This is a genomic window from Cupriavidus oxalaticus, from assembly GCF_016894385.1.
GTDB classification, from domain to species: Bacteria; Pseudomonadota; Gammaproteobacteria; order Burkholderiales; family Burkholderiaceae; genus Cupriavidus; species Cupriavidus oxalaticus.
The window spans coordinates 2,488,018-2,509,912 of the sequence record NZ_CP069812.1 but is presented as its reverse complement, the minus strand read 5'-3'; the positions used below and the strand labels follow the sequence as shown (position 1 = coordinate 2,509,912).

At 64.0% G+C, this 21,895-nt stretch carries 20 protein-coding genes and 1 tRNA gene; 8 read left to right on the top strand and 13 right to left on the bottom strand.

Features of this window, described 5'->3' with window-relative positions; genetic code table 11:
• Positions 1 to 48: 48 nt before the first annotated feature.
• From JTE92_RS23950 to JTE92_RS23930, 5 genes are all read right to left on the bottom strand, one after another.
• The gene (locus JTE92_RS23950) at positions 49 to 1,602 is read right to left on the bottom strand and encodes a hypothetical protein (RefSeq protein WP_147318572.1); all 1,554 of its coding nucleotides are present in this window, start codon (positions 1,600 to 1,602) and stop codon (positions 49 to 51) included.
• A 91-nt stretch (positions 1,603 to 1,693) separates the two neighbouring features.
• Entirely contained in the window at positions 1,694 to 3,016 is a 1,323-nt protein-coding gene (locus JTE92_RS23945) for a HEPN domain-containing protein (RefSeq protein WP_147318571.1), read from the bottom strand.
• Between the two features lie 1,393 nt (positions 3,017 to 4,409).
• Complete coding sequence (locus JTE92_RS23940; protein ID WP_063238215.1) at positions 4,410 to 5,375, bottom strand: SOS response-associated peptidase family protein; 966 nt, start codon at positions 5,373 to 5,375, stop codon at positions 4,410 to 4,412.
• Positions 5,376 to 6,042: 667 nt separating this feature from the next.
• Positions 6,043 to 6,414, bottom strand: a complete 372-nt coding sequence (locus JTE92_RS23935; protein ID WP_063238267.1) for a hypothetical protein — start codon at positions 6,412 to 6,414, stop codon at positions 6,043 to 6,045.
• A gap of 216 nt (positions 6,415 to 6,630) precedes the next feature.
• Positions 6,631 to 7,671 (bottom strand): fimbrial protein, encoded by a 1,041-nt coding sequence (locus JTE92_RS23930; RefSeq protein WP_063238214.1) that lies wholly within the window; start codon positions 7,669 to 7,671, stop codon positions 6,631 to 6,633.
• A 901-nt stretch (positions 7,672 to 8,572) separates the two neighbouring features.
• Here JTE92_RS23930 and JTE92_RS23925 point away from each other — a divergent pair.
• The 6 genes from JTE92_RS23925 (at position 8,573) to JTE92_RS23900 (ending at position 11,382) form a co-directional block, all read left to right on the top strand.
• On the top strand, positions 8,573 to 9,421 hold the full coding sequence (locus tag JTE92_RS23925; protein WP_063238213.1) for a D-amino acid aminotransferase: 849 nt from the start codon (positions 8,573 to 8,575) through the stop codon (positions 9,419 to 9,421).
• A gap of 53 nt (positions 9,422 to 9,474) precedes the next feature.
• Positions 9,475 to 9,750 (top strand): hypothetical protein, encoded by a 276-nt coding sequence (locus JTE92_RS23920; protein WP_063238212.1) that lies wholly within the window; start codon positions 9,475 to 9,477, stop codon positions 9,748 to 9,750.
• A gap of 147 nt (positions 9,751 to 9,897) precedes the next feature.
• Positions 9,898 to 10,101 (top strand): hypothetical protein, encoded by a 204-nt coding sequence (locus JTE92_RS23915; RefSeq protein ID WP_063238211.1) that lies wholly within the window; start codon positions 9,898 to 9,900, stop codon positions 10,099 to 10,101.
• 127 nt (positions 10,102 to 10,228) lie between these two features.
• Positions 10,229 to 10,648, top strand: coding sequence for a YXWGXW repeat-containing protein (locus tag JTE92_RS23910; RefSeq protein ID WP_063238210.1), 420 nt, complete (start codon positions 10,229 to 10,231; stop codon positions 10,646 to 10,648).
• A gap of 124 nt (positions 10,649 to 10,772) precedes the next feature.
• Positions 10,773 to 10,997: a hypothetical protein gene (locus tag JTE92_RS23905; RefSeq protein WP_029046345.1), complete on the top strand. Its 225-nt coding sequence runs from the start codon at positions 10,773 to 10,775 to the stop codon at positions 10,995 to 10,997.
• A 91-nt stretch (positions 10,998 to 11,088) separates the two neighbouring features.
• Entirely contained in the window at positions 11,089 to 11,382 is a 294-nt protein-coding gene (locus JTE92_RS23900) for a hypothetical protein (RefSeq protein WP_063238266.1), read from the top strand.
• Positions 11,383 to 11,439: 57 nt separating this feature from the next.
• Here the strand turns inward: JTE92_RS23900 and JTE92_RS23895 are convergent, their stop codons facing one another.
• The 4 genes from JTE92_RS23895 to glpK all read right to left on the bottom strand — a co-directional run bounded on the left by JTE92_RS23895 (position 11,440) and on the right by glpK (position 15,604).
• Positions 11,440 to 11,820, bottom strand: a complete 381-nt coding sequence (locus tag JTE92_RS23895; RefSeq protein WP_063238209.1) for a hypothetical protein — start codon at positions 11,818 to 11,820, stop codon at positions 11,440 to 11,442.
• A 93-nt stretch (positions 11,821 to 11,913) separates the two neighbouring features.
• Positions 11,914 to 12,273: an MliC family protein gene (locus JTE92_RS23890; RefSeq protein ID WP_232353312.1), complete on the bottom strand. Its 360-nt coding sequence runs from the start codon at positions 12,271 to 12,273 to the stop codon at positions 11,914 to 11,916.
• A gap of 54 nt (positions 12,274 to 12,327) precedes the next feature.
• Positions 12,328 to 13,977 (bottom strand): glycerol-3-phosphate dehydrogenase/oxidase, encoded by a 1,650-nt coding sequence (locus JTE92_RS23885; protein WP_063238207.1) that lies wholly within the window; start codon positions 13,975 to 13,977, stop codon positions 12,328 to 12,330.
• Positions 13,978 to 14,029: 52 nt separating this feature from the next.
• Complete coding sequence (gene glpK, locus JTE92_RS23880) at positions 14,030 to 15,604, bottom strand: glycerol kinase GlpK (protein ID WP_063238206.1); 1,575 nt, start codon at positions 15,602 to 15,604, stop codon at positions 14,030 to 14,032.
• A 52-nt stretch (positions 15,605 to 15,656) separates the two neighbouring features.
• Between glpK and JTE92_RS23875 the strand changes: the two genes are divergently transcribed.
• Positions 15,657 to 16,601 (top strand): NUDIX hydrolase, encoded by a 945-nt coding sequence (locus tag JTE92_RS23875; RefSeq protein ID WP_063238205.1) that lies wholly within the window; start codon positions 15,657 to 15,659, stop codon positions 16,599 to 16,601.
• Between the two features lie 87 nt (positions 16,602 to 16,688).
• Entirely contained in the window at positions 16,689 to 17,555 is an 867-nt protein-coding gene (purU, locus tag JTE92_RS23870) for a formyltetrahydrofolate deformylase (protein WP_063238204.1), read from the top strand.
• Positions 17,556 to 17,724: 169 nt separating this feature from the next.
• Here the strand turns inward: purU and JTE92_RS23865 are convergent, their stop codons facing one another.
• The 4 genes from JTE92_RS23865 to dnaQ form a co-directional block, all read right to left on the bottom strand.
• Positions 17,725 to 18,495, bottom strand: coding sequence for a DeoR/GlpR family DNA-binding transcription regulator (locus JTE92_RS23865; protein ID WP_063238203.1), 771 nt, complete (start codon positions 18,493 to 18,495; stop codon positions 17,725 to 17,727).
• A 192-nt stretch (positions 18,496 to 18,687) separates the two neighbouring features.
• Positions 18,688 to 20,721, bottom strand: coding sequence for a sensor domain-containing diguanylate cyclase (locus JTE92_RS23860; RefSeq protein ID WP_232353310.1), 2,034 nt, complete (start codon positions 20,719 to 20,721; stop codon positions 18,688 to 18,690).
• Between the two features lie 252 nt (positions 20,722 to 20,973).
• Positions 20,974 to 21,048 (bottom strand) — tRNA-Val (locus JTE92_RS23855).
• Between the two features lie 91 nt (positions 21,049 to 21,139).
• Complete coding sequence (gene dnaQ, locus JTE92_RS23850; RefSeq protein ID WP_063238202.1) at positions 21,140 to 21,871, bottom strand: DNA polymerase III subunit epsilon; 732 nt, start codon at positions 21,869 to 21,871, stop codon at positions 21,140 to 21,142.
• Between the last annotated feature and the right edge of the window lie 24 nt (positions 21,872 to 21,895).

Here is a 21,895-nt window from a genome sequence, read left to right as displayed (position 1 = left end):
CCGTTGGGAACTGTTGCCGCGCCTTGATCACTGACTCTCGGAGCCGTGTTACATCTTCACTATTGCGCTGCGGAGCGATTCTATCGACTTAGCCCATGCCGTGATCGGAGGAAGTGCCGCAACGAGCGATGCCAACGCGACCACAAGAGCAATGACAGTGATAACCTCCATACGCCTCTGCGTCCTGATGCTTTCCTTCGTACTGAGGATTGAGGACAACTGATCGAACTGCTGCCTTGTTGCTTCCTCGTCCTCGATAAACTCTTCGGCTAAGTGTCTTACTCGGCTGTGTAACACCTCGGCAAGGTCGAGGTCTTTGTCGTTAGCAAACAGACTGCTGCCGACAAATCCGTTGCAATGGTGCTTGTACGAGATCAGAGGTTTGTTCTTAAGGAGGTCCGTAGCGACAGCAGGGTTGCCAGTTGACGCGCGAAAGAAATCACTTATCCGCTCGAGGACCACAAGTATTTCCTTGCGGCCCTTCTTGGCAAAGAGCTGCTCTCTGCTGAGCTTGAGCGTCCGAGATGCCTCCTGCAGGAAGGCGGTGCATGCATAGTGGACAAGCACACCTTCGATCCGTTCGTAGCAGAAGGTGAGTAGCGCATACTTTGTGCGTCCTCCAAAGTGTTGCAAGTCACTGTCGGCTACATCGCTTGTGCGAAAGCCGATAACCGAGTGATGTCGCGCTTCGTCTTCCAGTTCGCCGATTGCAAGTTGCAAGCCGGGGCAACCGGAATCGGTCCAGATTCTTCGATACCCCCGGTCCCAAATCATGCGACGCCATTCGTCTCGAACGAATTCGTTTGGTGGGGCAAACATGTGCTGACGAATCGTCGTGATGACCTCAGCAGTTGGCAGTCTCGAGACCCCAGCCTCGTTCGAGAAGAAACCGGGCAGTTCCCTCTTAAACCAGTTTGTCACGAGTCCCCGATAGCGCTCCCTGGCCTCTTCGATCGAGCGGCGCTTTTGGTGATCCGCGCCCAGAATGGAGATGAACCGGTCCTTCGGGTTTCGGACGCTCTTTGTCTTGCGAAGTTTGGCGAGTTCGTCGTTGTACCAGGATGCGCTTTGCTCGGTGAGGGCCATCCCTACAAGAACACACGTAAGTGAGGCGGAAAGCTGGTAGATTGTTACGGTCAGGTAGTCAAATTCTTCGGGAAGTTCCAACAGATAGGACGGGTGCAAAAAGCGCTTGTCGGTCTTTCGAACAACGATGCCAACGTTGAAGTGCCCTTCGGAGCCGTACAACCTCTGGTCACGTATCCACTGTATGACATTCGGCAAAGTTGAACGGAAGCGCGGAGTGTCCCAGCCCAAACGTTTCAAGTCTGCATACAAACGATCGATCTCGGCTGGTCCATAGAGCTCAGCACCGAACAGCATCGGGACACTGAGCTCTTCGTCATTCGGCACCTGAGTAGCGGCGTTCTTCTTGCGGTCACGCTCCTCTTCATATTTCGGGTCAGCGTCTGGCGCCTTAATCAAATTCGGAAAGCGCCAATACGCTTTCCACCGCAGACGCTGCTTTAGTCGCTGAATTGTCTCCCTAGTAGTGCCTATCGCTAGGGCACCGCGCTGTCTTTTTACTTCTCCCTCGACCAATTGAATCTCCGTTACGGCGCGTTGTCTCAGCGCCAAGTTCTGCGCCCAAAGCCAACGAATGGATGGGACAACAGGTTGTTCGGTTTGAAAATTACGGTCTCTGACCGTTTGCATTGTCGGCGATGAGGAGCTCGATTTCTCGCTGTATGACGCGTGCGCACATCCATCTCAGCTTCTGCAAAAGCTCCTGCTCGCCGCGGTTGAGCTTTTGCTTTCCCGTGTGGACGATCTTCGACCGGACGTCATAAATCAACCGGAAGTCTTTCATGATTTCGTCGCGCTGTGCTTGGCCTGTGCTGATGAGGTATGCACATCTGTTCCGAAGCAGCTCGCCTAGCCCCATGAGGTCAGAAACCGCCTTGTCGCCCAATAGGATCTCGATCGCTACAGTTGCTTGAACGAACGACAGAAGCTCGCCAGATGCGGCGACGCTATCGAACAGCCATTGCGCCGCAAGCGATAGTCTGCTGCTGTACGAAGACGCAAGCGCCGCTCGCATTCTGCTCAGCACTGAAGCGAGTCGCAATACCTTTTGCTCGTCTGTCGCAATGGCGCCGTTAAAATCTTCGAAGGCTAGGTCCTGATAGGCATGGGAGTCGCTGCTTTCCAGCTCTAGCCCCTTGTGAAGTTGCCACCGCCCTTCAACGTTTCGGTGCGATATTGATCTGATGCGTGTCTCGGCTCCGCGCCATTTAGAGTTCAGGACGACTAGACGCAGAGCCACAGCCAGTCCACAAAAGGCTTTCACGAGCGAGATCGCTTCGTGTGCCGCCGAGGTGGATTGATATTCGCCAAAAAAGCCACTGACCTTGACTTGCAGATAGGCTTTTGTTTTGTCCCATTTCTCAGGTTGGGTACCGTCAACCCCTAACGCGAGGGAGAGAAGACTCTTGCTAAGTAGGCGCCCGTCTCGCTGTGCATCACCCGTAGTCAACGGATACAGTGCATCGCTATTTTCATCCGGCACATATATAGCGAGTTGATCTGAGATGGCCCGATGCTCTGGGGGAAGCGAAAAGGCAGGTTGCTGCAAGCTCTCCGGCAATTCCACCATCAGGCTATAGGTCCAAGGCAGAGAGCAGAATTCGTCGACAAGGCGACGCGCCAGTGCCGGTATATCTGCGTACTCCTGGAATGAAGATAGTGGCGTTGCCCCGTCCTTCGTGTATTGATTGAACCCCAATTCTCGACTAAGGGTTTCGCGAACGAAGTCTGAGACGGGATCTTCGCTAATGAAGGCATCCAGCCTGGCTCGTATCGCATCATTTGCGGGAAGCGCAGCGTCGGCAGCTCGTAGGTTCTGTATCGAAGTCGGCTCGATGAACATCGAGTTTGTAACCCGCACGTCCGCTAACGCCTCTTCCAAGATAGCCCCGATTCGGGCCTTGCAGTTTGGATGAAGTTCGATTGCCATTGTCGCTTTTTTGTTGTCTTGGACCTAAGGGATGGTAGCAGTCACGCTTACACGTCGCTCGGGCTTTAGAACCGACACAACGGGATGACAGCGGCAAACTGCTCCGGCACATGCACGAGACGGTCGCCACGGCCACTCGACACCCCCCAGCAGCTTGACTGATCTCCTGACCGCGGTCGCGCCTGCAGGCTCGATCCACATAGAGGCGCATAGAGCCCCTCTGTTCGTTTCCGAAACCCAAGCCTCCTGAGGAGGGTCTCCCTGCATCTCGATAGGTGTCACGGGCCGCCTAACCCTCAGTGAGGGCAAAGCGCCCCGGTCGCCTGCCAGTTTTGTCAGCCAAGGCCGATCTCCACCCCTCGGCGCGCGGTGGAGACCCCGCCTCACCTGCCCGCTTCGTCGAGTGGTTTTTATGCACCTGCAAGGATGGCCCAGCACCGCGCCAGTACAGGCGTGGCGGGCGGTCAGCGGGGTGCAGCGACTTATGCAGATTTATGCACCTACGCGAGGCCGCAGGAGGTTGCCAGGTAGGGTGGCTAGGAACGCATTCCGGTTGTGCGCTATTCGCCGCACATGGCGCACTCGGCAAGTTAAGAACCCGGGAGGGGTCGGGAAAAAGGTAACCTTGGTAACCAGCCCCGAAAAGCGTCGCTAAGTCATTGATTTATAAAGGATGGTTTGGTTACCTTGAAAAGGTAATCTGAGGTAACCAAAAAGGTAACCTGTCGATAAGTCATTGATTTTATTGAAGATCCATTTCCATGGAGGTTACATTTGGAAGAGGTAATTTGGTTACCTGAAAGTTACCGCAATGTTACCTTTTTGCCGAAGCCCGCAATCCCTTATCTGGCAAGGCTTTGCGGGAGATTTTTGGTCTCAGGTTACCAAGGTTACCTTTTTCCCGACCCCCCACGAATTTTAGCGGCACCCCTTGGATATACTGTGTTTTTATACAGTGGTCGTCCCAGAAACGCGCGTGACATCCCGAGGCCCAAACACCACACCGTCGCACGCTTCCCCGGATCAGCCGGCCGGCAAGAATCCGCGAGCGCGCCCCTTTCCGCGAGCCCTGACCGCGACGGAGTTGCACGCAGCGTACGAGCGCAACCCTTCCCCCGAAGTGCGCCGGCTGTTGTGGGAAATTGCACGCCTTGGCCAGGCGAGCCAGGGAGGTCGCCGACAGCCTTCCGCTGGACTTGCTCGACCAGCTGGCCGTGAGCGGTCTGAGGGAAAGCCTGATCGCCTTGCGGCGGGCTCTGGAACGGGAAGTCTGTGTTGCGTCGCCTGGGCAGCGGCCGTCAGGCCTGTCGCCCGACGACGAGGCCCTGCTCATCTCGGCTGCGCCGCCCGGCTATGGCAGACGGGGGGGCGCCAGCGCCGCAACGGGTAGCTATCAGGCCGCCAGCTGGTGCTCGAAGTACGTCGGCGCACGGTCGTCCAGAATGGCATAGAGGGCGTCGAGGTCCTTCGGATTGGGCCGGAGCCAGGCGTCGAGGTTTTCCTCTCGGATCGGGATGATGCAGCGGTCGTGGCCGGCGGCAGCCACTTCCGGGGGCGGCTCGTCGGTGATCGCGGCAAAGGAAAACAGGTCGCCTTCTTCGTCCGCACCCTTGGTGAAGGACCAGAGGCAGGCCACCAGCATGTCCTGCGGCGGCCGCGGACGAAACTCCAGCACAGTGTTTTCCACAGGCTCATCAGGGCCCAGCTCGCGGTGCTCGACCCGATGCCGCGGCACGTTCTCGAAGAAGGACGTCGCCACCATGACGCCGTGATGCCGACCAAACAGCTTGCGCCAGGCCTGCTCCAGGTTGTCGCGCCGGGCGTTGTAGGTGCCAGGCTTCCGCCGCTCGTCGGCCTCGGTCCAGCCGGGCAGCCGGCACTGATAGCGCATCGGCACCAGCAGACGCTGGCCGTCGTGTTCGATCATGACAGGGGCGTAGTGGCCCGGGAATATCCGGAAGTCCCGATCGAGCAGCTCGATGCGCTGCAGGTCGGCCAGGATGCGCTGGACCTGGCCAATCTTGTCGGTGGCAATGCGCCGGTCGTTTTCAGCCTTCTTCGTCGGCCTGGTGGCCAGGGCGCGCTCCGCTTCTGCCAGGCGCGCCCGCTGCTCGAACAGCCTGGCCTCGAGAACATTGGCCTGCTCGCGCTCGCCCTCGGCGACCAGTTCTGCAAGCTTGCGCTCCTGGTCATTGTCCGGCAGGGCAAAGTCGGCACGCATCGCCTTGGGGATCCTCAGCAAGCCACCGTCCTGGCGCTTCTTCCAGAACATTTCGTAGTAGCGCCGCAGGCTGATGTGGACGCCGTACTTCTTCACGAAGTGGCGGTGCTCGGCCCGGATCATGGATGAGTAGCACATCGGATTCCCCTTTTCGCAGGGTTGCCCACCAGAGCGAGGGTACACCGGGTGCTGGAATTCGGTCGCAGGCATGTGCGGCGCGTCGCGCGGCACTGCACCTAAATTGCACCTAGGGCAGGCTGGATTGGCCCTTGGTGACCTTGGTTAGCCTTGGTTTTGCAATTTGCGAGTTGCGCAAGGCATTGATTTATAAAGCGTTCTGGTTCACCACCAAAACTCCGAAGGCAGTGCTCATCAGGCTTCGGGTGCCAGCTAGGCAGTTAGCGTCGTTCGGGGCCCCTGCAGGTACTAAGCCCGCCGCTCATCGGATTGTCCCAAGGCTCCGCTTGGGGTCATAGGCGTAACGGCGATGTCATATAAATCAAGACCTTAGCGAGCAGACCCCTGCAGGACAATGACCCAAGTTTTTCGCTTTAACTCGTTGATTTATATTTGGAATACGTCGTTGTCATGAAGAGGTTAATAGCCTATCGGGGGTTCGAATCCCCCTCTCTCCGCCAGAACAACGTCCAAAGCAATCTGAAGCCGTCCCCATAGGGACGGCTTTTTGTTTCTAGTCCCTTGTTTTTACTCGATCTTTTGGGTGAATGAGTTGTCCTGTGGCATCCAGAGGCGTCCACCGGCAGCCAGCGAAAAAGCGGGGTAAGCGGTGAAAGCTCCGGTGTCGCTATCGAGCCTGGCTAGTGGGGGCGGACTGGGCCTTCTGATCAGGCGCAGCGGAGGTGCAGCCTCTTTGATTCGCTGCAGTCTGAAGTTGTGCCGTTCGATCGGTGGCACTTTTCATGGCGCTGTCCTTCTCCATAAGGTTGCCGATTCCAAAATCGCCGAGGAATGAGAGCACCGAGCGTCCATCGAATTCACTCTCCTTGTTCACGTGATCGACGAATCCCTGGACCTTCGCCTGCTCAAGTTGTATTTCCCGGCAGGTCATGGTCGTCTTCTCGTAATCGGTCAACGTTCCCTGGCGGCCGTAGTTCTTGGTAGCGCAGCCTGCCAATGCAGCAGCGCATAGTACGCCGCTGATGATCCTCGTCAGCATGATTTCTCCCCCCAGAGTGGTCGTGTCCAAGAGCGTGTGCCCGCTCCGCAGAGCAACTGTCGAGTCCGGGCAGGTCGACGAGCAATACCCCTTTCGGGGGGGGGGCTACACCTTCTTCCCGAACACTCTTCCCGCAAGGCGATATTGCCAAGGCGTGGCGGGCCGGTACCTCAGAGCGATTCAGACGCTGATAATGAGCATCGAAGCGGGGTCAGATCATTGATAGCTCATTGTGAAAGTAGCGTAGCCATTCGCCACGCCCGGTGTCACGGTGCCGGTACGGATATAGCGCACGGCGAGGGGGATTTGCATGCTACCAACACCACCTGAGTTGCCAACAGCAAACTGGCTTGGATTGCCCGAAGCCGCAGAGTCTGCTCCGAACCTGACCGGCGTATTGTTGTAGAGAATTTGAAATGCCACGCCGGAAGCCGTCGAATCGCTTCCCAGCGCCAAGTTGCTCCCGGCGTTGCCAGGCTGCGTGGCATCGGTGATGGTCATGGCGACGGCGGTATCACCGGAGCAATTGAGGGAGAGATGAAATGCGGTCTGGCCGGCCGTCGATCCCACCGCAGACATGGAGGCGGCACTGACTGTTGGCAGCCTGACGGCCACGGAGGTGTTTTGCACTGAGCAGGCCGGAGCAACGATTTGCGTACTCCCGGCTATCACAAGCTGATTTACGATCAGCGAACCATAGGATGCCTGCGCCAGCGGGCTCGGTAGCGTGATAACTCCGGTGGCGACCGGTCCCGTCACAATCAGTTGCGCCCGGAACTGCCCCATGGGTCCGTACGGCATCGTTGTTGACCAAGCAGTCTCTGACAATGGCGGCGATGCCAGCAACGCGTCATTGATAGACCCGCCTTGCAGCCAGTTGATCCACGCCACCTTGACGCCTATGCCTTGGACGGTGGTCTGGTACACGTTGGTATACCCCGGGGCTACCTGCATTGGAGTGGCGTAGCCTCGGGTGAGCTGGAATTCGCCTGTGCCGGCGCAGCTAACGGTCGTGGGTCCGGCCGTGACCCAATTGCTATCGTAGAGAATGGCTCCCGCCGGGGCGTTGCGCGGTACGTTGACCTTGACCGGCAAAGAGAGTGTCGCGGTGCCCAACGTGTTGCCGGTGGTGAAGACGCACGCCGCGAGTGCTGGCAAAGAAAGGCCCATGCCCCAAAGCATGATTGCGCACTGCCGGACGACGACAATCCATTGCGCTGCAGATTTCAATGAGCGGGGGTAAATGTCATGCCTCATGAGGCTGCTGAAAAAGACATCATTGTTTCAGCAGGGGGGAGAGCAAGGCATCGGAAAAATCGGATTTGATAGCAGGCAGATTCCCTCGATCGGGCTTTGAAGCGGGTGACCTTGCCCTTACTCAAAGGTCCCGGCCGCCTTGGAGAGCGTCCACCCCAGCCCCAGACACAATCCGATCCATGCCGCCGAAATCAAGGCAACGTCATGCCAGTTCATCGTCCGGCGCCCAGGACGGCGCAACTTGAATGTGTCCCGTGACGAAGGCATGGCCGTCTCCTTCGGAAAGCATGGGGAAAGGCTAGGGCAACCCTGCGGGAATTCACGGGCTCAGTTGTAAGGATTTGTTGCGGTGCGGATGCGCCACAGCCTCTTTGCGCCAGGCAAAGAAAAAGCCCTCGGCCAGGGTAGTCGAGGGCTTGAAGTAGTGGTGGGCGAGTCGCGGAACCGCCCGTGACGATGGTCGTATAGCCGCATGGGATCGCGCATCCCTCTAAATAGAGGTGTTGTCCCTGGACGACAGGCACCGCTCAACGGATCGCGCGCTGGCGGAGGCAAAAGAAAAGCCCTCGGCCAGGGTAGGCGAGGGCTTGAAGTGGCGTTGGGCGGGTCGCAGTCCGCCCGGCCTTATCTTCGTCGCTGCCGGTTCGGCGCGCATCCCCAGTTCTGGTGATGCGAAAAAAAGCCCGCACGAAGGCGGGCTGCGGGAAATGCCGAGAGGGGTCAACTCACGACCCCTTGATTCTGGGCTTGAAGTGCTGCAGCGCACACCCCCACATGGGTGACCGGAATCCTTGCTTTACGGCGGTGCCGGCGCCTGTGAATCAATCCATGCAAATTGCGCATAACCTGGCCTTGGGGCCTGTGGAAGAATTGTTTCATTCTCTTCACGGCCTGAACCCCCATGACCGACCCCGTCGTCCACCTCAACGGTTCCCTGACTCCGCTGTCCGAAGCCCGCATCCCGGTCCTCGACCGCGGCTTTATCTTTGGCGATGGCATCTATGAGGTCATCCCGTACTACGGCGGCAAGCCATTCCGCGGTGCGCAGCATCTTGCGCGCCTGCACCGCAGCCTGGAGGCGATCGGGATTCCCGACCCGCACAGCGACGCGCAGTGGCAGGGACTGATCGACGAAGTGGTCCGTGCCAACGGGATGTCGGACCAGATGATCTATATCCAGGTGACGCGCGGCGTAGCCCGGCGAACGCATGCCTTCCCGAAGGAAGTCGTGCCGACGGTGCTGATCATGGCCAACCCGATGGCGCTGCCGCCCGCGCGCATGCGCGAGCAGGGCGTGGCCTGCGTGACGATGGAGGACCGGCGCTGGCTGAACTGCCAGATCAAGTCGACCTCGCTGCTGGGCAACGTGCTGGCCGCGCAGCACGCCGCGGAGCATGGCGTGACCGAGGCGATCCAGTTCCGTGACGGCTGGCTGACCGAAGCCTCGTCGTCCAACGTCTGGGTGGTGCGCGATGGCCGCGTGCTGGCGCCGCCGAAGGATAACCTGATCCTGGAAGGCATCCGCTACGGCTTGATGGAAGAGGTCTGCGCGGCGCTGGAGATTCCGCTGGAGGCGCGCCGGATCGCCAGGGAAGACTTGTTCGCGGCGGACGAAGTGATGCTGTCGTCAGCAAGCAAGGAACTGCTGCCGGTGGTCGCCATCGACGGCCGCACCATCGGCCCCGGCGTGCCGGGACCGGTTTTCGCGCGGCTCTACGCGGCCTACCAGGACGCGATCGCGGCACTTTGAAGCACGCCGGCGCGCCGTGCTAGCATGCCAGCGCATGCATCGAGGAGTCAGCCATGGCCAAGCGCGAGCGTGGCCGGCGTGCCCTGCAGGACGAGGTCAGCCGGCGCATCCAGCAAATCTATGAAGTCGGCGAGGACGGGGCCAGAATCCGCGTGCCCGCGCCGGTGCCGCATGCGCGCGATGCCCGCGGCCGCAACTGGGACATGAGCGGCTTCGGTAACGCAACCGGTTATGAGGGCAGCATCCGCGCGGTGGTCGACAAGGTGCGCGACGAGTTCGACCTGAACGAGTCGCTAGAGAACCGCGCGCCCAATCCGTTCGGCGAGTGAGCGGTGAGCGGGTGCCCGAGCCTTCATGCGGAGGCTCACAGCGTAACCGGGTAAGGGCGCGGACCGTGTGCTAGAGTTCCCAGACACCTTTGTGTTGCGGCACATCCCTCAACGACGTTTCCGGAACGTTTCTCAAGGAGATGGATCATGGCGAGTGAATCCCGGCCGAACCTGAAAGCTTTCGTGCAGACCGCCCCACAGGCTGGGCGCTATGTCTGGGTGGTCGCGCTGGTCGACTTCGACGCGCAGCAGGTCCGGCGCGCCATCGTCTCGGACGACACCTTTACCACTGCTGATGCCGCGCGCGATGCCGGCGAAGCCCAGCTCAAGGCGATGGCAGAGGATCACTGATGCCGCCGGCGTGCAAGCGAGTGTTGCGCGCCGGCATCTTTGTGATCAACCGACACCCTTTCTTACATCGCGCCGCGTTGGGCGCGCGCTAGACTGTGCGCGTGTTCCTCCACGAGAAAGGGCTTCCATGACACATCTCACGCTCCGGCCGGTACGGACCGTTATGCTGGCGGCCGTGCTGGGTTCCTGCCTCACCTTCAGTGCGGCGTCGATGGCCCAGGTGTCGGTCAACATTGCCATCGGCGTGCCGCCGCCGGCTCCGATGTACGAGGCCATTCCCGCCCCGCGCCCTGGCTATGTCTGGATGCCGGGCTACTGGGACTGGGACGACCACTACCATAAGCACGCGTGGAAGAAGGGCCGTTGGGAACGCGAGCGGCCCGGCTATGTTTATGAGTCGCCGCGCTGGATCCAGTCGCGCGATGGCTGGGTGCTGGTGCCGGGCCGCTGGGACCAGGGCGGTTCAAAAGGCAAGGGCAACGGCAAGGGCAACAAGGGCAAGGATTACCACTGCCCGCCGGGCCACGCCAAGAAAGGCGAATGCTGAGGCGGGTGCGCTGAGGCGTGCACGGGCCGGCGCTGCACGTGACGCCGGCCATGGTTGGCATGCTACGATCCCCGCCATGACTCCGCGCCCGCAGGGCGCATCGGCAGTGGATCCGGAGGTAGCGATGGCAAGGCACGTCTTCACGCGCGCGCAGTATCTCGACATCCTCAATGACAGCCTGCGCAAGCATCCCGGCTGGCAGCCCGGCATGGCCTTCGTCTTCCTGCCGCCGGGTGCGGATGCCAGCCAGGCGACGGCGGTAGGTTGCACCGGCCCGATGGATGCCATCCCGGTCTACGCGGAAATCCAGCGTGTGGCGGCCGAACTGATCGAGGTCAGCGACACGTAGCGCGCCACTCGTGGCGTGTTCCAGCGCGCAGGCGTTGCCGTGCCCGGCCCCAGCCTGCGCGTACAATGCCGGCCTCGACAGACTTTCGGAAATTGCCGTGAAGAAGACGGACCTGGAAAAGAACAAGGGCCTGAAAATCGCCAACAGCCTGAAACAGGCCTCCGCGGCCCGGGGCGGGATTCCTGGCGGCGCCGGGGCGCGGCCGGATCGCCGTGAGCAGCGCCGGCTGGACCAGGAGCAGGGCCTGGTGCCGTTTGCGTGCAAGCTGGACGGTACGCTGGCGCGGCGCCTGCAGGCGCTGGCCGTCAATCATCCCGGTGGCATGACCGGCCTGCTCAATGAACTGCTGGCGGGCGCGCTGCCGCCGGAGCAGGACCAGGCCTGATAAAGGCGCGGCCGCGCAGGCGGCCGCAACGATCCGGCGGAACCGGATACGGGTAGGTCAGTCCTCTTCCTCCTCGTCGAGGAATTCGCGGCGCAGCATCCAGTTGGCGATGGCTTCGTCGCAGATGCGCTTGAACTTCTGCTTGTCCGGCATCTTGTCGGACAGCTGGAAGTTGACCAGCGCCATGCCGGCGTCGGTGATATAGAACATCCGGCGCGGATCGTCATGATGGACGATGCGGCCGTCGATGGCGTCTTCATCGCTTTCGGCCGGCATGTCTTCCAACTCGACCACGCGGCAGGTAAAGCGCGGGCTGCGGGTGTGGGTCAGATACTCGAACTCGTCGTGCATGACCTCGCCGCTCTTGCCGGCGATAACGGCGAAGCCCCAGATAAAGCGGGGCATCGGCAGATCGGACAGATCTTCAATCTCGTCCATGGTGTTCTCCCTGATTCAATCCCCGCATTATCGCCCGGAACGCCGTTGCCTCAAATGCCGGCGTCGGAGTCGGCAACGCGGCATGCCCGCCGGCTAGGGCTTTGACTGGCAATTCGACAGCGCCGCCGCGGCATGTTCCGGCTGCATCAGGTCGCGCAGCGTGCCGGTATCGCCCTTGGTCCACCACTCGTAGCGCCCGCCGACATAGCGCGCGCCGGACGCCGAGACCGTGGTCACCGCCAGCACCGGCTTGCCGTCCAGGCGGAACACGACGGCCTGGTTGTCCCCGCTGTTGAAGTAGCGCACGGTCAGCGTCTTGTCGCCGTCGCACTGGTAGCGCACGGTACGCACGTCGGTAAAGCGCACGCCGTCGATGCCGGGGGCCCGCGCGGCACTGGCACTGCCAAGGGCGGCCAGCAATGCAAGCAGCACCGCGCCGCGGGTTGCGTTCAAGGGCGGGCGAGTCATGGTTGATGGACCTCTTCTTGATGGTTTGTGCCAGCCAGGTCAGGCGCGGGCAGTGGCGGCGGTGGGCTCCTCGGGCTGCGCAGCGCCCTCCAGCATGTAGCCGGCGGCGAGCGTGCGGAAACTGTCGAGTTCGCGCGCCTGCCAGGCCTCGCTTTCCCCGAGTTCTTCGGCCAGGACCGCGGCCACTGCCGGCGCGGCTTGCAGCGCGGCGCGCGCGTCGAGAAACAGCACGCGGTTGCGGCGCGCCAGCACGTCTTCGACGCGCCGTGCCAGTTCGTGCCGGGCCGCGAAACGGACATGGGCTTCGCTCAGGCCCGATGCCGCCGCCAGCACGCGGTCATGGCCGGGCAGCGCGCGCAGCGTGGCCAGCTCATTGCCATAGTAGCGGTCCGGCGCAGCCGCATCCGCCAGCGGCAGTTCCGCCGGCAGCCCGGCGGCGCCGTGCAGCGGCAGCTCGGCGGTCACGCATGGCGCGGCGCGCACCATCTGCCGCTGGATCGCGGTGTCGATCACGTCTTCCGCCATCTTGCGATAGGTGGTCCATTTACCGCCGGTGACCGTGATCAGCCCGGCCTTCGAGACCAGGATCGTATGCTCGCGCGACAGCGATGCGGTGGACGCTTCGCCGGTGGCCTTGACCAGTGGCCGCAGCCCGGCCCAGACGCTGGTGACGTCGGCGCGGGTGGGATCCCTGGCCAGGTAGCGCGACGCGGTCTCGAGGATGAAATCGACATCGTCGGTGCCGGCATCGGGCTCGAGCGGCAGGTCGCGCCGCGGCGTATCGGTGGTGCCGACGATGGTATGGCCGTTCCAGGGCACCACGAACAGCACCCGGCCGTCGTCGGTCCTGGGGATCAGGATGGCGTGCTCGCCCGGCAGGAAGCGGCGCGGCAGCGTCAGGTGCACGCCCTGGCTCGGGGCTACCAGGGTGCGGGCATGGCCGTCTTCCATCTGGCGCACCGCGTCGACCCAGACGCCGGTGGCATTGATCACGCAATCCGCGCGCAGCCGGAAAGTGGCGTCGCCCAGCGCGTCCTGCACCGTGACGCCGCTGATCACGCCGCCTTGCTGGCTCAGGCCGGTCACGCGCATATAGTTGACCGCGGTGCCGCCCACGTCGAACAGCGTGCGCATCAGCGCCACCGCCAGCCGCGCATCGTCGAACTGGCCATCGAAGTACAGGTTGCCGCCGCGCAGCGGGCGCCCGCTGACGTGCTCGGCCAGGTTGGGCGCGGCGGCCAGCACCTCGCGGTGGTTCAGCCAGCGGCTGCCGGCCAGGTTGAGGTTGCCCGCCAGCATGTCGTAGACCTTCAGGCCAATGCCGTAGAAGGGCTGGTCGAACATCTGGTACGCCGGCACCACGAAGCCCAGCGGCCACACCAGGTGCGGCGCATTGCGCGCGAGCAGGCCACGCTCGTGCAGGGCTTCGCGCACCAGGCCGATATTGCCCTGGGCCAGGTAGCGCACGCCGCCGTGCACGAGCTTGGTGGCCTTGCTCGAGGTGCCCTTGGCGAAATCTGCGGCTTCGACCAGCAGCGTGCGGTAGCCGCGCGAGGCGGCATCGACCGCGGTGCCGAGGCCGGTGGCGCCGCCGCCGATGACGATCACGTCCCAGCGCGGCTCGCGCTCCAGGGTGGAAAGCAGGGCGGCCCGGCTGGGGGGCTGGATCGGGGTGGAGACTTTCTGCATGGCGCTTGGTTCGGAGTGTGTATGGTCTTGGCGGAGCGGGAGCGGCCGGCCCTCAGCCGTGGCCGCCGGCCTCGTCCTCGCGCGCCCAGTCGCGCGAGCGCTCGACGGCGCGGTGCCAGCGCGCCAGCCGGTGGCCGCGTTCGTCGGCGGACAGGTTGGGCTCGAAGCGCTGCTCCACCTGCCACTGCTGCGCGATCTGCGCCGGCTCGCTCCAGTAGCCGGTGGCCAGGCCGGCCAGGTAGGCCGCACCCAGCGCGGTGGTCTCGGTCACGCGCGGGCGGACCACCGCCGTGCCGAGCAGGTCGGCCTGCATCTGCATCAGCAGGTCGCTGCGCGAGGCGCCGCCGTCCACGCGCAGTTCGGCCAGTGCGATGCCGGCGTCCTTCTGCATGGCTTCCAGCACGTCGACGCTTTGCAGCGCGATCGACTCCAGCGCCGCGCGCGCCAGCTGCGGCCGCCCGGTGCCGCGCGTCATGCCGACCAGCGTGCCGCGCGCGAAGGCGTCCCAGTGCGGCGCCCCCAGGCCGGCAAAGGCTGGCACCAGCACCACGCCGCCGGTGTCGTCGCACTGGCGCGCGAGCGGCTCGACCTCGGGCGCGCTGCTGATGATCTGCAGGCCGTCGCGCAGCCACTGGATGGTGGCGCCGCCCATGAAGACGCCGCCCTCCAGGCAATACTGGGTTTGCCCGCCGAACTGCCAGCCGATGGTGGTCAGCAGCCGGTTGCGCGATGTCACCGGCTCGGTGCCGGTGTTCATCAGCAGGAAGCAGCCCGTGCCGTAGGTGTTCTTGGCCATGCCGGGCGACAGGCAGGCCTGGCCGAAGGTGGCCGCCTGCTGGTCGCCCGCGACGCCCGCGATCGGGATCTCCACGCCGAACAGCCGCGCCGCGGTGCGCGCCACTTCGCCGCTGGACGGCACCACCTCGGGCAGCAGCGCGTGCGGGATGTCGAGCAGCGCCAGCAGCGCGTCGTCCCACTCGAAGCGGTGGATATTGAACAGCATCGTGCGCGAGGCGTTGGACACGTCCGTGACATGGCGCGCGCCGTCGGTCAGCTGCCAGACCAGCCAGCTGTCGACCGTGCCGAACGCCAGTTCGCCGCGTTGCGCGCGTGCGCGGGCGCCTTCGATGTTGTCGAGCATCCAGCGCAGCTTGGTGCCGGAGAAATACGCGTCGACGACCAGCCCGGTCTTCTCGCGGAACAGCTCGCCATGGCCGGCGGCCTGCAGCGCCTCGCACATCGGCGCGGTGCGGCGGTCCTGCCAGACCAGCGCGCGGCCGACCGGCTCGCCGGTCTTGCGGTCCCACAGCACCGTGGTTTCGCGCTGGTTGGTGATGCCGATGGCGCGCACCTGCGTGGCCGGGATGCCGGCGTCGGCCAGCACTTCGTGCGCGACCGCAAGCTGCGACTGCCAGATTTCGTACGGATCGTGCTCGACGTGGCCCGGATGTGGGTAGTATTGGCGGAATTCGCGCTGCGCCAGCCGCACCACGTTGCCGGTGTGGTCGAACAGGATGGCGCGCGAGCTGCTGGTGCCCTGGTCCAGCGCCAGCACATAGTGCGGTTCGGAGCCATGCCGGCCTGTGCCGGCGTGCTGCGCCTGGGCTTGCGTTGCTGCCTGGTTCATGCGTTCAATCCTGAAAATGACAAGATGCGCCGGCCCGGCCGGCGCCCCGATCATGGTCGAAATCTTTTCCCTGCCGCCCGCTGTGCCGCCCGGCGATCCTTCCGGCGATCCGTCCAACAATCCGTCCAACAATAGCGCCGACGCCAGCCACATGGCACGCATCGCCGCCTCGCTGGCGGCGCGCACCGGCTTCGATCCCGCCGGCAAGCTGCGCCTGATGGTGGCCGGCCGGCAGGTCGGCTGGCTGCCCCGGTCGCATGCCGCGATCCTGCGCGGCATGGGCTGCATCCTCGGCCCGGAGGAGGGCGCCGCGGATGGCACCGCCGCGGTGGCATTGCTGCCGGGGCGCTCCGGCTTCGACGTGCTGAGCGCCGCGCTGGCCGCGCTGGCGCACCAGCTGGCCGATGCCGGGCACGTGCGCGGCTGGCGCCACGAACTGTTCGCGGTCACCGCGGCGCTGGATGCGCCCGCGCTGGCGGTGGTCGAGCGCGCGGCCGCGCGCTTCCTGGGCTTGCTGACCTTTGCCTCGCACATGAACGGGATCGTGGAGCGCGACGATGCCGGTGGCGGCCCCGTGCTGTGGATCTCGCGGCGCAGCCCCGCCAAGTCGGTCGACCCCGGCATGTGGGACAACCTGGTCGCCGGCGGCATGCCGCACGGCAGCGATCCGCTGTCCACGCTGGTGCGCGAGTGCGAGGAAGAGTCCGGCATCCCGCCGGCGCTGGCCGGGCGCGTGCAGCCGCACGGCATGATCGAGGTGCTGCGTGACCTGCCCGAAGGCGTGCAGTGGGAACAGGTCTATGTCTATGACCTGATGCTGCCGCCGGGATTCGTCCCACGCAACCAGGATGGCGAGGTCAGCGAACACAGGCGCGTGGGACTGGCCGCATTGCTTGATATCATGTCGAGCGGCGCCATGACGGTCGACGCCACGCTGGTGACGCTGGATGCCCTTCGCCGGCGCGGCTGGCCGGGCACCGAAGACCGTCGCGCTTGAGCTTGCGCCGCGGGCCTGGCCCGCGCTTTCACGGCCTTCATGCCCTTTGCGCTCGTACACCGCGCCCCTCCGACAGAACCACACACCATGAGCACCACCGGATTTATCCTGACCCTTTCGTGCCCCGACCAGCCGGGCATCGTTCACGCCGTCTCGGGCCTGCTGTTCCAGCACGGCTGCAATATCGTCGACTCGGACCAGTACGGCGACGCGTACACCGGACGCTTCTTCATGCGGGTGCACTTCAGCGCGGCTGCCGGCGGCCCGGACCTGGGCACGCTGAAGGCGGCGTTCGCGCCGGTGGGCGACCAGTTCGGCATGCAGTGGGAGCTGAACGACGCCTCGGTCAAGCCGCGCGTGATGATCATGGTGTCCAAGATCGGCCACTGCCTGAACGACCTGCTGTTCCGCGCCAAGGTGGGTGGCCTGCCGGTCGAGATCGCGGCGATCGTGTCCAACCACCGCGACTTCTACCAGCTGGCGGCGTCGTACGACGTGCCGTTCTTCCACCTGCCGCTGATGAACGCCTCGGCCGAGCAGAAGGCCGCGCAGGAGGCGCGCGTGTTCGACGTGGTGCAGGAGCAGAAGATCGACCTGGTGGTGCTGGCGCGCTACATGCAGGTGCTGTCCGACGATCTGTGCCGCAAGCTGGCCGGCCGCGCCATCAATATCCACCACTCGTTCCTGCCGAGCTTCAAGGGCGCCAAGCCTTACTACCAGGCGCACGACCGCGGCGTGAAGCTGATCGGCGCGACCGCGCACTACGTCACCGCCGACCTGGACGAAGGTCCCATCATCGAGCAGGAAATCGAGCGCGTCGACCACAGCATGGACCCGGACCAGCTCACCGCCGTGGGCCGCGACGTGGAATGCGTGGCGCTGGCCCGCGCGGTCAAGTGGCACGCCGAACGCCGCATCCTGCTGAACGGCCACAAGACCGTCGTCTTCAAGTAAGCCTTCGATTCCCCGAAGTTTTGCTCCCCTCTCCCGCCCGCGGGAGAGGGGCCGGGGGAGAGGGCGGGCGCGTCGCAATGCCGACACGTCCCGCCCCGCCCCGCCCCCCGCCATCAACACCGGCCCCGCTCCCGCCAGCGCGGCAGCGGCAGCCGGACATCCGGCACGCTCACTCCCGCTCCGCCACCACACACTTCACCCCACTGTCGGCCAGGATCCGGTCGAACGGTGCCGCCAGCGGCTCATCGGTGAACAGCCGGTCCACCTGCGACACATGCGCCAGCTCAACCATGGCCTGGCGGTTGAACTTGCTGGTATCCGCCGCCAGCCAGACCTCGCGTGAATGCTCGATGATGGTCCGCGCCACCTTGACCTCGCGGAAGTCGTAGTCGCGCAGCGTGCCGTCCGTCTCGATGCCCGAGATGCCGATCAGGCCGATATCCACCTTGAACTGCCGGATGAACTCGACCGTGGCCTCGCCGACGATGCCGCGGTCGCGCGAGCGCAGCACGCCGCCGGCGACGATGACCTCGCAGTCGGGGTTGTCCGCCAGGATATTGGCCACGTTCAGGTTATTGGTGATCACGCGCAGCCCCCGGTGCTGCATCAGCTCGCGCGCGATCTCTTCCACCGTGGTGCCGATGTTCAGGATCAGCGAGCAGCCCTCCGGCACCGCCGTCGCCACCGCGCGCGCAATGCGCGCCTTGCCCTCGGCGTTCAGTACCTGCCGCTGCCGGTACGCGATGTTCTCGGTGGTGGAGCCCTCCGCCCGGACGCCGCCATGGAAGCGCGCCAGCATGCCGTTCTCGGCCAGCAGGTTGACGTCACGCCGCACCGTCTGGAGCGTGACGCCGAACTTCCGCGCAAGTTCATCGATAGAGGCAAAGCCCTGCATGCGGACTTCTTCGAGCAGGGCGGTCTGGCGGGGATTGAGCGTCATGCCGGGATTCTAGTTCAGACAGAAACGAAAACAAATGATGCGGTGCACACTTGTTTTATTTTCGTTTAATTGCTAAAGCGAATCTGAAGCCAAGGATCGTGCGCCTGCATCGCGCGGAATGCGGTGATGCGGAAAGCATTTCGAACAGGAAGGCCGGGCGGCGGCCATGCGCCGTGGCAGCAACTTTGGTCGCTAGGCGGGCAAGCCGGCAGGCTCCTGGGAGGGCGCCGCTACCACCCCGGATCCGGCATCGGCCGCAGGGGTGCAAGCGGGCTGGGCGGCATAGCGCGCCTTGCCGTGCCGCTTGGCCTCGTACAGCGCCATGTCCGCGTGCATGAACAGCTCGCTGATGGTCATGACATGGCGTCCGTCATGCAGCGCCGAGCCGACACTGGCGGTGACAGACAGCGAATGCCCGTCGATCGCAAGCGGCATGCGCGCGGCCTGCACGATGGCGTTGGCCACCGAATCCATCGCACTGCGGCCGGGTACCCCGTCGAGGATCACCGCGAACTCGTCGCCGCCGATGCGCGCGACCGCGTCGCCCTTGCGCACGCAGGCACGCAAACGCTGCGCAAAGGCCACCAGCAGGCGGTCGCCGACCGGATGGCCGTAGTTGTCGTTGACCGCCTTGAAGTCGTCCAGGTCGACCAGCAGCAGGGCCAGGGCGCGGCCGCCGGCGCTGGTGCGTGCCATGCATTCCGCCAGGCGCCGGTCGAAGCCCTTGCGGTTGAGCAGGCCGGTGAGATGGTCGGAGACGGTCTGTGCCTCCAGGTTGCGCAGCTTCTGGCGCTCGTGCGTCACATTGCGCGCAAACATGTGGAGGCCGACCACGGTGTCCTGGGCATCGTTCCAGGCTGGCTGGTAGGTGATTTCCATGCACTCGTTGCCATCGGGGCTTTCGCGCGTGAATGTCACCGCGCGGCCGGCAAAGGCCTGTTCGAGGTACGGCTGGCAGGCCATGTATTCCTGGGTGCCCCACAGTTCGCGCAAGGACAGCCCGACGATATGCGCCGCGGGCACCCCATAGTGCTGCGCGTAGGCCTGATTGACGAAGGCGTAGCGCTGTTGCCGGTCGATGAACGAGACAAAGTCCGGCACGTGGTTGGCAATGGCCTCGATGCGCTTTTCGCTCTCGGCGGCGCGGTCCTTGGCGGCCTGCAGTGCGGCCTCGCGCTCGGACAGCTGCGCCACCACCTCGGCAAAACTGGTGGCAAGCTCGCCGATTTCGTCGACCCGGCCGGTGGGCAGGTCCGCCAGTGCCGACGGGTTGGCGGCCATCTGGCGCACGGCGCGGTGCAGCCGCTGCAGTGGCGCCAGCAGCCGGCGCATCACCAGCCACATCAGCGCGGCGGCGAACAGGAGCGATACCCCGGCAACGACAATCGTGCGCTGGCGCACATTGACCAGCGCGGCGTAGGCCTCCGCCGCCGGCAGCACGGCCACCACTTCCCAGCCGTTGGACTGCAGCAGGTAGCGCGCCACGATGGGCTGGGTCGGCCTGGCGACTTCCAGCATCGAGGCGGGACGTTCGGCACCGCAGGCCTCGTCGACCGCGCGCGCCCGCGTGAGCACGCGGGTGGGATCGGAATGCATGGCGTAGCGTGGGTTGGTGCCGGCCGACACCAGGCAGACGCTGCCGGTGACACCGACCCGGCTGTGCGCCAGCTCGCGCAGGAAATTGTGGGCAGAGAGGTTCAGCACGCCGCCGACCACGCCGCGCAACTCGCCGTTGGGCCCGTGCAGCGGCACGGCCAGCACCATGCCCGGCGCGTTGGTCAGCTTGCCCTGGATCAGGTCCGACACCGCGAGCGGCTGGCCGCGCAGGACATCACGGAAATAGTCGCGGTCGTCTACCCGCAGGCGCACGCCGTCCGGCACGGCGGTGCTGAACACCAGCTGGCCGTCCGGGGCGGCAAGGAAGACGGCGTTGAACTGGTCCGGCATGTCGACCATGCCTTCGGCGGCACGTCGCAGCTCGGCCGGCCTGGCGGCAAGCATCGGCGACAGCTGCCGGGCCACACGGCGCAACATCGCGGCACGGCTTTGCACCTTTTCGTCCAGTTGCTCCGCCACCAGTGCAACCAGCGTGTCCTGCTGCTGCTGCCGCAGGTGCCTGAGGCTCTCGTAGGCGTAGTACTGGGCGTACAAGGCGCGCAGCACGATGATCAGCGTCACCACACCCGCCGTGGCGAACGCCATCCGGTACTTCAAAGAGTGCTGCATGATTGACGTCTTTCTTGTGCGCACTGACCCGTGTCCCGGTCACGGCGCTGTGTCTTGCCGCCTCGCCCATTGCCGAGGCGTGCGTTCAAGATTAGCAGATGTCAAGGGCGAATTCGAAACTGTTTGCAACAGAAATCGAGGCGCTGTTGCAGATGTGCGGAGGGTGCATGCGTCCCTCGAGAAGTGAGGCGTGGGGATGGAAACGACGCGGAAAAGAAAAAAGCCAGCGCGAAGCTGGCTTTTCCTGAATGCTGGTGGGTGGTACAGGGATTGAACCTGTGACCCCTGCCGTGTGAAGGCAGTGCTCTACCGCTGAGCTAACCACCCCTTTCTGCTTCGTCGTTGCCGGCGTGCAGCGGAGAAATGAGATTATGCAGGGCTCTCTGTATCTTGTAAAGCCCTTTTCCAAACTTTTTGCTCAGGCAGCCAGCGTGCCAGGTTCCCCGGCGGCGGCTTCCTGCCATACCGTCTTGCCGCCGCTGGCCTTGTCCAGGCCCTTGAGCACGTCGAAATGGGCTTCAAGTTCTGCGTCGGTGGCGCGCAGCACGGGCAATACCAAACGCGACAGGTCGGCCGTAGCGGTGGCTCCGCCTGCGCCGGTGCTGCTGTCCATCGTGTCGATCACCAGCGAATTCTGGCCGCGGGTCATCGCCAGGTAGACCTCCGCCAGCAATTCCGCATCGAGCAATGCGCCGTGCAGCGTGCGATGCGCGTTGCTGATCCCCAGCCGATCGCAGAGGGCGTCAAGGGAGTTGCGCTTGCCGGGGAACATCTGCCGCGCTTCGCGCAAGGTATCGATCACATTGCCGACATGCTCGCGGAACGGCGGCATGCCCAGCAGCTGGAATTCCATGTCGAGGAAGCCCAGGTCGAACTGCGCGTTGTGGATGATCAGCTCGGCATCTGCGACGAATTCGCGGATCTCGTGCACGACCTCGGCAAAGCGGGGTTTGTCCGCCAGGAACTCGACCGTGATGCCGTGGACGGCGATCGCGCCTTCGTCGATGTCGCGCTCCGGGTTGACGTAGAAGTGCAGGTGGCGCCCCGTCAGGCGGCGGTTGAGCAGCTCCACGCAGCCGATTTCGATCAGGCGGTCGCCGGTGGCGGCATTCAGGCCGGTGGTTTCGGTATCGAGAACGATTTGTCGCATGGCGGGCATTCTAGCGGAGCGGCA

What these genes read in the sequence shown, in the direction of transcription:
- JTE92_RS23945 (WP_147318571.1), bottom strand. Translation starts at nt 3,016, where the DNA reads ATGGCAATCGAACTTCATCCAAACTGCAAGGCCCGAATCGGGGCTATC.
- JTE92_RS23915 (WP_063238211.1), top strand. Translation starts at nt 9,898, where the DNA reads ATGGCGAGTGAATCCCGGCCGAACCTGAAAGCTTTCGTGCAGACCGCC.
- JTE92_RS23920 (WP_063238212.1), top strand. Translation starts at nt 9,475, where the DNA reads ATGGCCAAGCGCGAGCGTGGCCGGCGTGCCCTGCAGGACGAGGTCAGC.
- JTE92_RS23865 (WP_063238203.1), bottom strand. Translation starts at nt 18,495, where the DNA reads ATGACGCTCAATCCCCGCCAGACCGCCCTGCTCGAAGAAGTCCGCATG.
- JTE92_RS23895 (WP_063238209.1), bottom strand. Translation starts at nt 11,820, where the DNA reads ATGGACGAGATTGAAGATCTGTCCGATCTGCCGATGCCCCGCTTTATC.
- JTE92_RS23910 (WP_063238210.1), top strand. Translation starts at nt 10,229, where the DNA reads ATGACACATCTCACGCTCCGGCCGGTACGGACCGTTATGCTGGCGGCC.
- JTE92_RS23935 (WP_063238267.1), bottom strand. Translation starts at nt 6,414, where the DNA reads ATGCTGACGAGGATCATCAGCGGCGTACTATGCGCTGCTGCATTGGCA.
- glpK (WP_063238206.1), bottom strand. Translation starts at nt 15,604, where the DNA reads ATGAACCAGGCAGCAACGCAAGCCCAGGCGCAGCACGCCGGCACAGGC.
- JTE92_RS23905 (WP_029046345.1), top strand. Translation starts at nt 10,773, where the DNA reads ATGGCAAGGCACGTCTTCACGCGCGCGCAGTATCTCGACATCCTCAAT.
- purU (WP_063238204.1), top strand. Translation starts at nt 16,689, where the DNA reads ATGAGCACCACCGGATTTATCCTGACCCTTTCGTGCCCCGACCAGCCG.
- JTE92_RS23885 (WP_063238207.1), bottom strand. Translation starts at nt 13,977, where the DNA reads ATGCAGAAAGTCTCCACCCCGATCCAGCCCCCCAGCCGGGCCGCCCTG.
- JTE92_RS23875 (WP_063238205.1), top strand. Translation starts at nt 15,657, where the DNA reads ATGGTCGAAATCTTTTCCCTGCCGCCCGCTGTGCCGCCCGGCGATCCT.
- JTE92_RS23940 (WP_063238215.1), bottom strand. Translation starts at nt 5,375, where the DNA reads ATGTGCTACTCATCCATGATCCGGGCCGAGCACCGCCACTTCGTGAAG.
- dnaQ (WP_063238202.1), bottom strand. Translation starts at nt 21,871, where the DNA reads ATGCGACAAATCGTTCTCGATACCGAAACCACCGGCCTGAATGCCGCC.
- JTE92_RS23860 (WP_232353310.1), bottom strand. Translation starts at nt 20,721, where the DNA reads ATGCAGCACTCTTTGAAGTACCGGATGGCGTTCGCCACGGCGGGTGTG.
- JTE92_RS23925 (WP_063238213.1), top strand. Translation starts at nt 8,573, where the DNA reads ATGACCGACCCCGTCGTCCACCTCAACGGTTCCCTGACTCCGCTGTCC.
- JTE92_RS23930 (WP_063238214.1), bottom strand. Translation starts at nt 7,671, where the DNA reads ATGAGGCATGACATTTACCCCCGCTCATTGAAATCTGCAGCGCAATGG.